We start from the raw sequence: 13,637 nt of genomic DNA on the forward strand, positions 1-13,637 counted from the left end.
GGGGGGATGCCCGGCTATAATCGCCGCCTCTTTTCGCCGCCCGAGTCATAGCCGCCCATGTACACCCTGGCCCGTCAGCTGTTGTTCAAACTTTCCCCGGAAACCTCCCACGATCTGTCGCTGGATCTGATCGGCGCGGGCGGGCGTTTGGGCCTCAACAGCTTGCTGTGCAAGGCGCCGGCGTCGCTGCCGGTGAATGTCATGGGCCTGACGTTCCCGAACCCTGTGGGTCTGGCGGCCGGTCTGGACAAGAACGGCGCGGCCATCGACGGCTTCGCCCAGCTGGGTTTCGGGTTTGTCGAAATCGGCACCGTGACCCCGCGTCCGCAGCCGGGCAACCCGAAACCACGGATTTTCCGTCTGCCGGAAGCCGAGGCGATCATCAACCGCATGGGATTCAACAACCTCGGTGTGGATAACCTGCTGGCGCGGGTGGCGGCGGCCAAATACAAGGGCGTGCTGGGGATCAACATCGGCAAGAACTTCGACACCCCGGTCGAGCGCGCAGTAGACGACTACCTGATCTGCCTGGACAAGGTCTACGCTCACGCCAGTTACGTCACGGTCAACGTCAGCTCGCCGAACACCCCGGGCCTGCGCAGCCTGCAATTCGGTGATTCGCTCAAGCAATTGCTGGCGGACCTGGCCACGCGTCGCGCCGAACTGGCCCTGCGCCACGGCAAGCATGTACCGCTGGCGATCAAGATCGCGCCGGACATGACCGACGAAGAAACCGCGCAAGTCGCCCAGGCACTGATCGAAACCGGGATGGACGCGGTGATCGCCACCAACACCACCCTCAGCCGCGTGGGCGTCGAAGGCATGGAACACGGGGACGAGGCGGGCGGTCTGTCCGGCGCGCCGGTTCGCGAGAAGAGCACCCATACCGTGAAAGTGCTGGCGTCCGAGCTGGGCGGCAAGCTTCCGATCATCGCGGCGGGCGGCATCACCGAAGGCAAGCATGCGGCCGAGAAGATCGCGGCCGGCGCGAGCCTGGTGCAGATCTACTCCGGCTTCATCTATAAGGGCCCGGCGCTGATCCGCGAGTCCGTGGATGCGATCGCCGCCAAGCGCTGATCCTTTGTGAGAGCGCGCCATCGCGAGCAAGCTCGCTGCCATAAATAATGCGGCGGGCATAAAAAAGGGCTCCTCGAAGGAGCCCCTGGGCCGTAGCCCGCCGTCCGGGAAGGACGTGCATGGTGATCAGGTTGTTACGAAATCAGATTGTCGTGTCGGAATAAGTGCCCTGTGTCAGCCGACGGCGTGAAGTTCGTTGAGTCTGTGGATTCCCGCAGTGCCGGTCATACCGTCCCAGTTGTCGCCGCGTCCTTCTCGCCAGCCGTTGATCCAGGCTTGACGTACCGACGGTAGAGTAAATGGGCAAAGCTCACGGGATTTACCACCAACGCCATATTGATATCCGCGCAAAAATGCTCTTTCCAACGGATCACGCTTAAGTCTTCTCATAGGGTGTTTCCCTCACTTGTTGACTGTTTTTGTCGCGTCGACCTCAATTGAGGTCTGGCAGAAAAACTCTGCCGTTGGCGGCTCGCTGCCGGCGTGGCGAGCCAAGGTGTTGACGCCGTTGCGACGTCAACCTGTGTTCAGTTCTAACCAATGAGTCACATCGATGGAATGACCGTTTTGTCATAAGGACGTAACGAAAAAGATGCTATGGCCATAAGTAACCGCGTATTTATCCAGCGTCCATTGGCCAAACCCCGGTATGATCGGCCCCGCGCTGGATGATAAGGTTAATCCTTTAGTGAGAATGACCCACGTTTACGCTGGGCTACTATTCGACGAAGGGTTGCTTTGAGTCATTTTGTTGCTTCAACTTTTTTATCTGTCCCGGCATCTAAGCTCCTTTAACCCGAGCAGCGGGGATGGAACGGCACACCTTCGTGCCACGCGGGCGCTCTTGTAGAAAAGCGCCTGATTGAAAACCGGATCGGCAATGCGTTGCCGGTTCATCAGCCAAAGGCTCTGGAAAAACCATGTCCGACCGTTTCGAACTCTTCCTCACTTGCCCCAAAGGCCTTGAAGGCCTGCTCATCGAGGAAGCCGTCGGGCTTGGCCTTGAAGAGGCCCGCGAACACACCTCCGCCGTGCGTGGCATGGCGACCATGGAAGCCGCTTATCGCCTGTGCCTCTGGTCGCGTCTGGCCAACCGGGTGCTACTTGTCCTTAAGCGCTTCCCGATGAAAAACGCCGAAGACCTGTACCACGGCGTACTCGACGTCGACTGGCAGGATCACATGCTGGCCGACGGCACACTGGCCGTGGAATTCAGCGGCCACGGGTCGGGCATCGACAACACCCACTTTGGCGCCCTGAAGGTCAAGGACGCCATCGTCGACAAACTGCGCACCCCGCAGGGCGACCGCCCAAGCATCGACAAGCTCAACCCGGACCTGCGCATTCACCTGCGCCTGGATCGCGGCGAAGCGATTCTGTCCCTCGACCTTTCCGGCCACAGCCTGCACCAGCGCGGCTATCGCTTGCAGCAGGGCGCCGCGCCGCTGAAGGAAAACCTCGCAGCCGCCATCCTGATCCGTTCCGGCTGGCCGCGCATTGCCGCCGAAGGTGGCGCGCTGGCTGACCCGATGTGCGGTGTCGGTACGTTCCTGGTCGAAGCCGGCATGATCGCCGCCGATATGGCGCCGAACCTGCGTCGCGAACAGTGGGGCTTTACCGCCTGGCTCGGTCACGTGCCGGCGCTGTGGAAAAAACTGCATGAAGAAGCGGTCGAGCGCGCCGCTGCCGGTCTGGCCAAGCCGCCGCTGTGGATTCGTGGTTATGAAGCCGACCCCCGGCTGATTCAGCCGGGCCGCAACAACGTCGAACGCGCCGGCCTGAGCGAGTGGATCAAGATCTATCAGGGCGAAGTCGCGACGTTCGAACCGCGTCCGGACCAGAACCAGAAAGGTCTGGTCATCTGCAACCCGCCGTACGGCGAGCGTCTGGGTGATGAAGCCAGCCTGTTGTACCTCTACCAGAACCTCGGCGAGCGTCTGCGTCAGGCCTGCCTGAACTGGGAAGCGGCGGTGTTCACCGGCGCGCCGGACCTGGGCAAGCGCATGGGCATCCGCAGCCACAAACAGTATTCGTTCTGGAACGGCGCGCTGCCGTGCAAGCTGCTGTTGATCAAAGTCCTGCCGGATCAGTTCGTCACCGGCGAGCGCCGCACCCCGGAACAGCGTCAGGCCGAGCGTGAGCAAGCCGCTTACGACCAGACGCCGAACGAGCCGCAAGAGCGCAAGTTCAACAAGAACGGCAACCCGATCAAACCGACGCCCGCCCCGGCGCCAGTGATCGAGCAACCGCGCCTGAGCGAAGGCGGGCAGATGTTTGCCAACCGCCTGCAGAAGAACCTCAAGGCCATGGGCAAGTGGGTCAAGCGGGAAGGCATCGACTGCTACCGCGTCTACGATGCGGACATGCCGGAATACGCCATGGCCATCGACCTGTACCACGACTGGGTGCACGTTCAGGAATATGCCGCGCCGAAGTCGATCGACCCGGAAAAGGCCTCGATCCGCATGTTCGATGCGCTGGCGGCCATCCCGCAGGCGCTGAACATCGACAAGAGCCGCGTGGTGGTCAAGCGCCGCGAGCGTCAGAGCGGCACCAAGCAGTACGAGCGTCAGGCGGCTCAGGGCAAGTTCAATGAAGTGACCGAAGGCGGCGTCAAGTTGCTGGTCAACCTCACCGACTACCTCGACACCGGGCTGTTCCTCGATCACCGCCCAATGCGCATGCGGATCCAGAAAGAGGCGGCCGGCAAGCGCTTCCTCAACCTGTTCTGCTACACCGCGACCGCCAGCGTGCACGCAGCCAAGGGCGGCGCGCGCAGCACCACCAGTGTCGACCTGTCGAAAACCTACCTCGACTGGGCGCGCCGCAACCTGTCGCTCAACGGTTTCTCCGACAAGAACCGTCTGGAGCAGGGCGATGTGATGGCGTGGCTTGAGAACTGCCGTGAAGAGTACGACCTGATCTTCATCGATCCGCCGACCTTCTCCAACTCCAAGCGCATGGAAGGCATCTTCGACGTGCAGCGTGATCAGGTGCAGTTGATCGACCTGGCCATGGCGCGTCTGGCAGCGGGCGGGGTGTTGTATTTCTCCAACAACTTCCGCAAGTTCCAGCTCGAAGACAACCTGGCCGAGCGTTACGCGGTCGAGGAAATCACCGCCAGCACCATCGACCCGGATTTCGCCCGCAACGGCAAGATCCACCGCGCCTGGAAAATCACGGCTCGTTGACGCTCTGCAACATTGGATCCACAGAGCCTTGATTTTTAAAGGCTCTTGGATCCGTTCAGAACTAGCCAAATTAGTGGCTAATAGCTATAATTCACACACGGCCGATGGGGTTTTTCCCGCAGATGCTGACGTAGTGAGTGGCTTTTATGTCGTTGCACCCCGTGCGCCCGAAGATATTGGGTTTTATCAGCGAAGAAGTCTCGGCCTGGCTGGTCGCGGTGCTGGTATTGCTCGCCGGCGGGATTCTCACGGGGCTGCTCGCCTGGGGCACCCTCAATCAATTTCATAGCCAGCTGCGCCAGCGCTTTCAACTGCTGGCCAACGAGCGCTACAGCCGCATCGAAGAACGTTTTCAGGATCAGGAGCAACGCCTCGACGGGCTGCGCCGGTTCTTCGCCAACTCCGAATCGGTGTCCCGCGCCGAATTCGACGGCTACACCCACCCTTTATTACTGCGTACCCAGGCCTACTCGTTTGCCCTGCGGGTGAGGGGTGCCGAGCGTGCAGCTTTCGAACAGCGGACGCGAGATGAAGGCCTGAGCACCTTCAGCGTGCGCGAACTCAATGCGCGTGGCGAACTGCAACTGGCCTCGGCCCGCGATGAATACGTAGTGGTGTTGTTCAGCCAGACCCAGAGCCGGCTTGGCGCGCCGCTGGGTTACGACTTGCTGGCCCAGCCATTGCGCCGCTCGACCCTTGAACGTGCCGACCAGCTACGCGGTTTGGCGGTGTCGCAGCCGATGCATCTGGTCGGTATCGAGCCGGCTTACGCACGCGGCGTCTTGTTGGTGGCACCGCTGCTGCGCAAAGGGGAGTCCAGATCATATGGCTATGTGATGGCTGTCATCAGCATGCGTCAGCTGCTGGCAGACGGCTTGCCGGATGCACTTCATGACTATCTGTCGGTGCGCATCCTCGATCTGTCCACCAACGATCAGCATGAAGTGTTGTTCGAGTCGACCAATGAACCGGTGCCGAGCGATCTGTCGGCTACGCGGTTGGTGCGCATGGCCGATCACGACTATCAGGTGGATATTCTGCCCAGCGAAGCGTTCATGCAGGCCAACCATTCGGCGGTGGGCAGCGTGGTGGTGCTGGGCGGATTGCTCAGCCTGCTGTTGAGCGCGCTGCTTTATGTACTGGTCAGTCAGCGCCAGCGCGCGTTGCGCATGGTCGAGTTGCGTACTCAAGAACTGCATGAACGCGAACAGGAACTGCGCGGCACCCACGGCCAGTTGCGCGGGGTACTCAACGCGGCGACCCAAGTGGCAATCATCGCCACCGACCTGCGCGGCGTGATCAACACGTTCAACCCCGGTGCCGAGCAGATGCTCGGTTATCACAGCAACGAAGTGGTCGGCCACATGACCCTGGAAAACCTGCACTTTCCCCGGGAGCTGGTGGCTCGCGCGGCGGAGCTCAGCGCCCGCTATGGCAAAACCATTCCGACCTGCCAGGCGATGCTGGTGGAGGGTGGCGAAGTCGGCGGGCACGAGGCGCGCGAGTGGACGCTGGTGCGCAAGGACGGCAGCCACATTCCAGTGAACATGCTGGCCACACCGGTGCTGGACGAGCAGGGGCTGTGGGTCGGGCACTTGGCGATCTGCATCGACATCACCGAGCGCAAGCGCGTGCACGAAGCGCTGGCCGCACGGGACGTGCTGTTGAAAAAGCTCAGCGCCCACGTGCCCGGCGGGATCTATCAATTCAAGATGGAGTTCGACGGGCGCTTCAGCGTGATTTACGCCAGCGACGGCATCCGCGAAATCTACGAGCTGGAGCCGGATGTGCTGCTGCTCAACGCCGAAGCGATCTTCACCCGCATCCACCCGCAGGATGTCAGCCGCGTGCGCAAGTCGATCCGCGCTTCGGCGGACAATCTCAGCCCGTGGCGCGAGGAATACCGCGTGCAATTACCCGGGCGCGGCCTGCGCTGGGTTCGCGGCGAGGCGACGCCGGAGGAATTGCCGGGCGGCGGCGTGCTCTGGCACGGCTATATTTCGGATATTTCCGACCTGAAACGGGTGGAAGAAGAATTGCGCGCGCTGTCGGTGACCGATTCCCTGACCGGCATTCACAACCGGCGCTATTTCCAGGAGCGCCTGACCACCGAGATGGCGCGGGTCGAGCGTGGCGGTGGCGAGTTGTCAGTGATCATGCTCGACATCGACCACTTCAAACGGATCAACGATCAGTACGGTCACGCGGTGGGCGACCGCGTGTTGCAAGCGGTCTGCGAGCGCATCGGTCACCGGCTGCGGCGTACCGACGTGTTCTGCCGGTTGGGCGGCGAAGAGTTCATGGTGCTGTGCCCGGACATCGATGGTGATCACGCCCACATGCTGGCCGAGGAGTTATGGCACAGCCTGCGCAGTGCGCCGATCGACGTGGTGGGGGTGGTGACGGCCAGTTTCGGGATTGCCAGCTGGCGACCGGGGGAGGGCGCGGATGCGCTGTTGCTGCGGGCGGATTCGGGGGTGTATGCGGCGAAGCAGGGTGGGCGGGATCGGGTTGAGCGGCAGATGAACTGAGCCATTCGAATGATCGTTCCCACGCTCTGCGTGGGAACGCCTCTAGGGACGCAGAGCGTCACGGGCTGTATTCCCACGCGGACGGTTCGACGCCTCGACGTGGGAACAATCATTTACAGGGTTATAGAACCGAAGCGGTCTGCGGCGTCCGCGGCTGTTTATAGAGATCCAGCAGCACCTGATCCAGCACCGACGACGCGCCGAACGGGGCCTTGTCGTTGAGGATCGCCACCACCGCCCAAGTGTTGCCGTTGACGTCGCGGCTGAAGCCGGCGATTGCCCGTACGGTGTTCAGGGTGCCGGTCTTGACGTGGGCTTCGCCGCGCATCGCGGTGGTCTTCAGGCGTTTGCGCATGGTGCCGTCGGTGCCGGCAATCGGCAGCGAGCTGATGTACTCGGCGGCGTAAGGGCTGTGCCAGGCCGCTTGCAGCATGTTGGCCATTTCCCGAGCGCTGACCCGCTCGGAGCGCGACAGACCTGAACCGTTTTCCATCACCAGATGCGGCGCGGTGATGCCTTTCTTCGCCAGCCACTGACGGACCACACGTTGCGCGGCTTTGGCGTCATCGCCGTCGGCGTCGTTGCGGAATTTCTGGCCCAGGCTCAGGAACAGTTGCTGAGCCATGGTGTTGTTACTGTATTTGTTGATGTCACGGATGATTTCCGCCAGATCCGGCGAGAACGCACGGGCCAGTACTTTGGCGCTGCTCGGGGTCGGGGCCAGACGATCCTGGCCCTGGATGCTGCCACCCAGTTCCTTCCAGATCGCCCGCACGGCGCCGGCGGTATAGGTCGCGTGGTCGAGCAGCGACAGATAAGTCTGCGAGCTGCAGCCTTCGCCCAACTGGCCGGCCACGGTTACGGTCACGCTGCCATCGGCCTGCGGCACCGGGTTGTAGCGCACGCCGCCGGTGCATTGTTTGGAGTTGAGCGCTTTGACGGTGTTTTCGATGTTGATGCTGGCAATCGGCGGCTCGACCGAGATCAATACCCGGCCGTTGTCATTGCGAGCCACGAAACGCAGGGCCTTGAGGTTGACCAGCAGCGAATCCGGCTTGACCAGGAACGGCTTGTTCTCGTCGTTGCCGTCATCGTTGAATTCCGGCAGTTGCGGCTGCACGAAGAAGCTGCGATCGAGCACCAGATCACCGGTGACCTGGGTCACGCCGTTGGCACGCAGGTCGCGCATCAGCAGCCAGAGTTTTTCCATGTTCAGCTTCGGATCGCCACCACCTTTGAGGTAGAGGTTGCCGTTGAGGATCCCGCCGTTCAGGTCGCCGTCGGTGTAGAACTCGGTTTTCCACTGATGGTTGGGGCCGAGCATTTCCAGTGCCGCGTAAGTGGTGACCAGCTTCATGGTCGAAGCCGGGTTGACCGACACGTCGGCGTTGTACACGGTCGGCGTGCCCGGACCGTCCAGCGGCACCATCACCAGCGACAGGGCGGTGGGCTGCAGCTTGCTGGCCTTGAGGGCTTTTTCGACGTTGGGGGTCAGGGCGGTGTTGATGGTGGCAGCGGAGACGGGCAAGGCCAGCGGCAGAAGAAGACCGGCCAGGAGCAGAGGACGCAACGATTTGATCATATGAAATAAAACCCTACAGCCGAGGGGAAAAAAGACGAGGACATGGATGAAAAGGTCCTCAGTGGTCATGAAAGTGTCGGCATTATGCCCCAAGCTGTTACAGCTTGTGCCTTTCGCAAGGGCGCCAATTCGTTATTTTTTTACAGGCGGTCGCACGCACGTCCCAGAGAGTCGGGCAATCGCCGGCTTAAACTGGTAAAGTGCCGGCCGTTATTACTTAAGAGGATTGTTCCAATGGCGACTAACCGTTCCCAGCGTCTGCGCAAAAAACTGTGCGTCGATGAATTTCAAGAGCTGGGTTTCGAACTGAACCTGGGCTTCAAAGAAGACCTGTCCGAAGAAGCCATTGACGCTTTCCTCGAAGCATTCATCAAAGAAGCCATGGAAGCCAACGGTCTGGGCTATGTCGGCGGCGACGACTTCGGTCTGGTTTGCCTGCAGAAGCGTGGTTCGGTCACCGAAGAGCAGCGCGCTGCTGTTGAAGCTTGGCTGAAAACCCGCTCCGAGCTGACTTCTACTGAAATCAGCCCGCTGCTGGACGTCTGGTATCCGGAAAAGCCGATCAACGCGGCCAAGTGATACTGAAAAAAACGGCGACCTGAGGGTCGCCGTTTTTTTATGCCTGCTTTTTATTCAGGCCTTGCGCCAGTTGAGGATCAGCAAGGTCAGCACCCCCGCGACAATCCCCCAGAACGCCGAACCGATGGAAAACAGCGTCAGCCCCGACGCCGTGACCATGAACGTGATCAGCGCCGCTTCCCGTTCCTTCACCTCGGTCATGGCGATGCTCAAGCCGTTGATGATCGAACCGAACAGCGCCAGTGCGGCAATCGACAGCACCAGTTCCTTCGGCAGCGCGGCAAACAGCGCTGCCAGCGTGGCGCCGAACACTCCGGCAATCCCGTAGAAAATCCCGCACCACACCGCAGCGGTGTAGCGTTTGTTGCGATCTTCATGGGCATGCGGCCCGGTGCAGATCGCCGCGCTGATGGCCGCCAGATTGATGCCGTGGGAACCAAACGGAGCCAGTAGCAACGACGCGATGCCGGTGGCGGTGATCAGCGGCGAGGCCGGGACGTTGTAACCATCGGCCCGCAGCACGGCGATGCCGGGCATGTTTTGCGAGGTCATCGCTACGACAAACAGCGGAATGCCGATGCTGATGGTCGCCGCGAGGGAAAAGTGCGGCGTGGTCCAGACCGGTGTCGCCACTTCCAGATGAAAGCCGCTGAAGTCCAGTAACCCCATGAAGCCCGACAGCGCGGTGCCGATCAGCAGCGCGGCGAGCACCGCATAACGCGGCGACAGGCGTTTGACGATGAGATACGTGAAGAACATCCCCAGCACCAGGCCGGTGCGGTGCTGTGCGGCGACGAAGATTTCACTGCCGATCTTGAACAGGATCCCCGCCAGCAGCGCGGCGGCGAGGGAGGCCGGGATCTTTTTCACCAGCCGTTCGAAGCTGCCGGTCAGGCCGCAGATCGTCACCAGTACCGCGCAGGTGATGTAGGCGCCGATGGCTTCGCCGTAGGTGACGCCGCCGAGGCTGGTGATCAACAGCGCCGCGCCGGGCGTTGACCAGGCGATGGTGATCGGCGTGCGATAGCGCAGGGACAGACCGATCGAACACACCGCCATGCCGATGGAGATCGCCCAGATCCACGAGGAAATCTGCCCGCTGGTCAGGCCCGCCGCCTGCCCGGCCTGGAACATCAGCACCAGCGAACTGGTGTAGCCGGTCATCATCGCGATGAACCCGGCGACGATGGCGGAGGGCGATGTGTCCGCCAGCGGGCGCAGTCGGGTGTGGGTAATTTCGTTCATGACAGCGGCATTCCTTGTTCAAGCCACGGATTTCGGGTTTAAGCCTAAACTCAAACGTAACGGAGCGTTGCAATACAGCCGAAGTCGCAAACAGCCGTACAGTCGTGTTGCCACCTTCCATTGTGTACAATCGCGCTGTTTTTTACGCGATACTTGCCAGCGACCCACTGTGCCGTATTACAGTCACGGTCAATTCGCCGCCGTTCTTCCCGACTCGAGTGCCCATGAACGAACAGTTGCAACCCCTCAAGAAACAACCGCGAGCAGGCAAAGCCGGCCGCAGCGGAACCCAGGACGATATTGTCTATGCGCATATCTTCGAGGCCATCCTCGAACAGCGCCTGGCGCCCGGCACAAAGTTGAGCGAAGAAGCGCTGGGGGAAATTTTCGGGGTCAGCCGCACCATCATTCGCCGCGCGCTCTCGCGTCTGGCCCATGAAGGCGTGGTGCTGTTGCGGCCGAACCGTGGCGCAGTCGTCGCCAGCCCGAGCGTTGAAGAAGCGCGTCAGGTGTTCCTCGCCCGACGTCTGGTGGAGCGCGCGATCACCGAGCTGGCGGTTCAGCACGCCACCGCCGAGCAGATCGCCGAACTGCGCCAGATGGTCAACGACGAACGCGACAGCTTCTCCCGTGGCGATCGCGGCGCCGGCATCCGTCTCTCCGGCGAATTCCACCTGAAACTGGCGGAAGCGGCGAAGAACGCGCCATTGATCAGCTTCCAGCGCAGCCTGGTTTCGCAAACGTCGCTGATCATTGCCCAGTATGAAAGCGGCAACCGCTCGCACTGCTCCTACGACGAGCACACCCAGTTGATCGACGCCATCGAAGCGCGCAATGGCGAGCTGGCGGTGGATCTGATGATGCATCACATGGATCACATCGACAGCAAGCTCAACCTCGACGAGGAAAGCGCGTCCGACGATCTGCATGCAGTGTTCTCGCACCTGTTGCAGACCAAGAAGCCGGGGCGGCCGGCGGTCAAGCTCTGACCGGCACCCTGTCGCGGCATTCGCGAGCAAGCCCGCTCCCACATTTGAAATGTATTCCTCCTGTGGGAGCGGGCTTGCTCGCGAAGATGTCCTGACAGGCAATAAAAATCCCCCGGAGCTGAACGCTCTCGGGGGATTTTTTTGCCTTGGGGAAAACTCAGCGCTGGTGTACCAGCGCACCCGCCGCATAGGTCTGGGCCACGGTGCGGTCATCGCCCAGGGTCATCAGTACGAACAGCGTCTCGGCAATATTGTTGGCCTGCTTCAGGCGGTAGCTCAGCAGCGGCGTAGCGTTGTAGTCCAGCACCAGGAAGTCGGCGTCGGAGCCCGGTTGCAGGTTGCCGATCCTGTCTTCCAGACGCAGCGCCCGCGCTCCGCCGAGGGTGGCGAGGTACAGCGACTTGAACGGGCTCAGGCGCGCACCTTGCAGCTGCATCACCTTGTAGGCTTCGTTCAGGGTTTGCAGCAGCGAGAAACTGGTGCCGCCGCCGACGTCAGTACCGAGGCCGACGTTCAGCTTGTGCTTCTCGGCCATCGGCAGGTTGAACAGGCCGCTGCCGAGGAAGAAGTTCGAGGTCGGGCAGAACGCGACCGCCGAACCGGTCTGCGCCAGGCGCGCGCATTCGTCATCGCACAGGTGCACGCCATGGGCGAACACCGAACGCTCGCCGAGCAATTGATAGTGGTCGTAGACGTCCAGATAGCCCTTGCGCTCCGGGAACAGCTCCTTGACCCACTCGACTTCCTTGAGGTTTTCGCTGATGTGGGTCTGCATGTACAGATCCGGGTATTCACTGAGCAGCTGCCCAGCGAGGGTCAGCTGTTCCGGGGTGCTGGTCGGGGCGAAGCGCGGGGTTACGGCGTAATGCAGACGACCCTTGCCGTGCCAGCGCTCGATCAGCGCCTTGCTGTCGACGTAGCTCGATTCCGGGGTGTCGGTCAGGTAGTCCGGCGCGTTGCGGTCCATCATCACCTTGCCGGCGATCATCCGCAGGTCCAGCTTCTCGGCCGCTTCGAAGAACGAGTTCACCGATTGCGGGTGCACGCTGCCGAACACCAGCGCGGTGGTGGTGCCGTTGCGCAACAGTTCCTTGATGAAAATATCCGCCACTTCATCGGCGTGGGCCTTGTCGGCGAACTGGCTTTCGCACGGGAAGGTGTAGGTGTTCAGCCAGTCCAGCAGTTGCTCGCCATAGGCGCCGACCATGCCGGTCTGCGGCAGGTGGATGTGGGTGTCGATGAAGCCCGGGGTGATCAGCGCATCCTTGTGATGGGTGATCTCGATGTCCGCCGGCAGCGTCGGCAGCAGTTCACTGGCGTGGCCGAGGGCGCTGATCTTGCCGTCATCGACCACCAGCAGGCCGTCCTCGAAATACTCGTAGGAGGCTTCGATGCCGACCTCGGCGGGGTCGGCGATGCTGTGCAGGATGGCGGCGCGGTAGGCTTTGCGAGTCAGAGGCATGAGGGTTCTCTAATCAGTTTGAGGCTTTGAGTGTGGCGGCCTGACTGCGGCGCGAAACCGGCAGCAGTTTGGCAATCGGTTCGGCACTGGCGGTGTGCTGGCCGAAATTGGCGTTATAGGTGGCGATGATTTCGCCGGCGATGGAGATGGCGATTTCCACAGGCAACTTGCCTTTGACTTCGCCGATGCCCATCGGGCAGCGCATGCGTTGCACGACGCTGGCGTCGAAGCCACGGTCACGCAGGCGGTGTTCGAACTTGGCGCGTTTGGTCTTCGAGCCGATCAGGCCGAACCAGGTGAAGTCGTTGCGCTTGAGGATCGCGGCGGTGAGCTCCAGATCCAGCTGATGATTGTGGGTCATGACGATGCAGTAGCTGCCGGCTGGCAGGTCGTCGATTTCATCCACCGGTTCCTCGGCGACGATTTTGCGCACGCCGTGGGGAATCTGTTCGGGAAATTCCTCTTCCCGGGAATCGATCCAGCGCACCCGGCAGGGCAGGCTGGCGAGCAGCGGCACCAGCGCGCGACCGACATGGCCGGCGCCGAACACGGCGATCTGCGCCTGCACCTGGCCCATTGGCTCGAACAACAGCACTGTCGCGCCGCCGCAGCACTGGCCGAGGCTGGCACCGAGACTGAAGCGCTCCAGATGGGTGTCCTGCCTGCCGCTGGCGAGCATCTCGCGGGCGATCTGCATGGCTTTGTATTCCAGGTGCCCGCCACCAATGGTGTCGAAGGTCTGGCGGGCGCTGACGACCATCTTCGAGCCGGCATTGCGCGGCGTCGAGCCGAGTTCTTCGATGATCGTCACCAGAACGCAGGGTTCGCCCTGGTTCTGCAGGTCGGCGAGGGCGTCGATCCAGTTGTACATGTTCACCTCGACATCTGTCGTTGTCTGTTCGGGCCTCTTCGCGAGCAAGCTCGCTCCCACAAGGGAATGCATTCCAAATGTGGGAGCGAGCCTGCTCGCGAAGGCCGCAC

The 13,637-nt window shown here is 61.7% G+C and carries 10 protein-coding genes; 5 read left to right on the top strand and 5 right to left on the bottom strand.

The genetic code is table 11. The features are described 5' to 3' along the window. The first annotated feature begins 57 nt into the window (after positions 1–57). The gene (locus ACKUG4_RS09875) at positions 58–1,077 is read left to right on the top strand and encodes a quinone-dependent dihydroorotate dehydrogenase (protein WP_445433898.1); all 1,020 of its coding nucleotides are present in this window, start codon (positions 58–60) and stop codon (positions 1,075–1,077) included. Between the two features lie 174 nt (positions 1,078–1,251). Here the strand turns inward: ACKUG4_RS09875 and rmf are convergent, their stop codons facing one another. Beyond that, complete coding sequence (gene rmf, locus ACKUG4_RS09880) at positions 1,252–1,467, bottom strand: BatR family protein (protein ID WP_003223300.1); 216 nt, start codon at positions 1,465–1,467, stop codon at positions 1,252–1,254. A gap of 530 nt (positions 1,468–1,997) precedes the next feature. Between rmf and rlmKL the strand changes: the two genes are divergently transcribed. Next, complete coding sequence (rlmKL, locus tag ACKUG4_RS09885; protein WP_445433899.1) at positions 1,998–4,268, top strand: bifunctional 23S rRNA (guanine(2069)-N(7))-methyltransferase RlmK/23S rRNA (guanine(2445)-N(2))-methyltransferase RlmL; 2,271 nt, start codon at positions 1,998–2,000, stop codon at positions 4,266–4,268. Positions 4,269–4,414: 146 nt separating this feature from the next. Further along, entirely contained in the window at positions 4,415–6,799 is a 2,385-nt protein-coding gene (locus tag ACKUG4_RS09890) for a sensor domain-containing diguanylate cyclase (protein WP_445433900.1), read from the top strand. 121 nt (positions 6,800–6,920) lie between these two features. Here ACKUG4_RS09890 and dacB read toward each other — a convergent pair whose 3' ends face one another. Continuing rightward, a complete protein-coding gene (dacB, locus tag ACKUG4_RS09895; RefSeq protein WP_445433901.1) occupies positions 6,921–8,381 on the bottom strand; it encodes a D-alanyl-D-alanine carboxypeptidase/D-alanyl-D-alanine endopeptidase in 1,461 nt (486 codons plus the stop codon). 234 nt (positions 8,382–8,615) lie between these two features. Between dacB and ACKUG4_RS09900 the strand changes: the two genes are divergently transcribed. Then, positions 8,616–8,960, top strand: a complete 345-nt coding sequence (locus ACKUG4_RS09900) for a YggL family protein (protein ID WP_039770011.1) — start codon at positions 8,616–8,618, stop codon at positions 8,958–8,960. 54 nt (positions 8,961–9,014) lie between these two features. Here the strand turns inward: ACKUG4_RS09900 and ACKUG4_RS09905 are convergent, their stop codons facing one another. Continuing rightward, positions 9,015–10,205, bottom strand: a complete 1,191-nt coding sequence (locus ACKUG4_RS09905) for a benzoate/H(+) symporter BenE family transporter (protein ID WP_039770013.1) — start codon at positions 10,203–10,205, stop codon at positions 9,015–9,017. A gap of 224 nt (positions 10,206–10,429) precedes the next feature. Here ACKUG4_RS09905 and ACKUG4_RS09910 point away from each other — a divergent pair, with 224 nt between their 5' ends. Then, complete coding sequence (locus ACKUG4_RS09910; RefSeq protein WP_007952027.1) at positions 10,430–11,194, top strand: GntR family transcriptional regulator; 765 nt, start codon at positions 10,430–10,432, stop codon at positions 11,192–11,194. A gap of 157 nt (positions 11,195–11,351) precedes the next feature. Here ACKUG4_RS09910 and guaD read toward each other — a convergent pair whose 3' ends face one another. Both guaD and xdhC read right to left on the bottom strand, forming a co-directional pair. Beyond that, positions 11,352–12,656 (bottom strand): guanine deaminase, encoded by a 1,305-nt coding sequence (guaD, locus tag ACKUG4_RS09915; RefSeq protein WP_127797412.1) that lies wholly within the window; start codon positions 12,654–12,656, stop codon positions 11,352–11,354. Between the two features lie 13 nt (positions 12,657–12,669). Then, positions 12,670–13,527 (bottom strand): xanthine dehydrogenase accessory protein XdhC, encoded by an 858-nt coding sequence (gene xdhC / locus ACKUG4_RS09920; RefSeq protein ID WP_039770016.1) that lies wholly within the window; start codon positions 13,525–13,527, stop codon positions 12,670–12,672. Positions 13,528–13,637 lie beyond the last annotated feature (110 nt).

It is taken from the genome of Candidatus Pseudomonas auctus, from assembly GCF_048654275.1.
In the GTDB taxonomy this organism is placed as follows: Bacteria; Pseudomonadota; Gammaproteobacteria; order Pseudomonadales; family Pseudomonadaceae; genus Aquipseudomonas; species Aquipseudomonas pharyngis.

Excerpts from the sequence above, each read along its gene's own strand:
- ACKUG4_RS09890 (WP_445433900.1), top strand. The coding sequence starts at position 4,415 with ATGTCGTTGCACCCCGTGCGCCCGAAGATATTGGGTTTTATCAGCGAA.
- guaD (WP_127797412.1), bottom strand. The coding sequence starts at position 12,656 with ATGCCTCTGACTCGCAAAGCCTACCGCGCCGCCATCCTGCACAGCATC.
- ACKUG4_RS09875 (WP_445433898.1), top strand. The coding sequence starts at position 58 with ATGTACACCCTGGCCCGTCAGCTGTTGTTCAAACTTTCCCCGGAAACC.
- ACKUG4_RS09910 (WP_007952027.1), top strand. The coding sequence starts at position 10,430 with ATGAACGAACAGTTGCAACCCCTCAAGAAACAACCGCGAGCAGGCAAA.
- rlmKL (WP_445433899.1), top strand. The coding sequence starts at position 1,998 with ATGTCCGACCGTTTCGAACTCTTCCTCACTTGCCCCAAAGGCCTTGAA.
- xdhC (WP_039770016.1), bottom strand. The coding sequence starts at position 13,527 with ATGTACAACTGGATCGACGCCCTCGCCGACCTGCAGAACCAGGGCGAA.
- rmf (WP_003223300.1), bottom strand. The coding sequence starts at position 1,467 with ATGAGAAGACTTAAGCGTGATCCGTTGGAAAGAGCATTTTTGCGCGGA.
- ACKUG4_RS09905 (WP_039770013.1), bottom strand. The coding sequence starts at position 10,205 with ATGAACGAAATTACCCACACCCGACTGCGCCCGCTGGCGGACACATCG.
- dacB (WP_445433901.1), bottom strand. The coding sequence starts at position 8,381 with ATGATCAAATCGTTGCGTCCTCTGCTCCTGGCCGGTCTTCTTCTGCCG.
- ACKUG4_RS09900 (WP_039770011.1), top strand. The coding sequence starts at position 8,616 with ATGGCGACTAACCGTTCCCAGCGTCTGCGCAAAAAACTGTGCGTCGAT.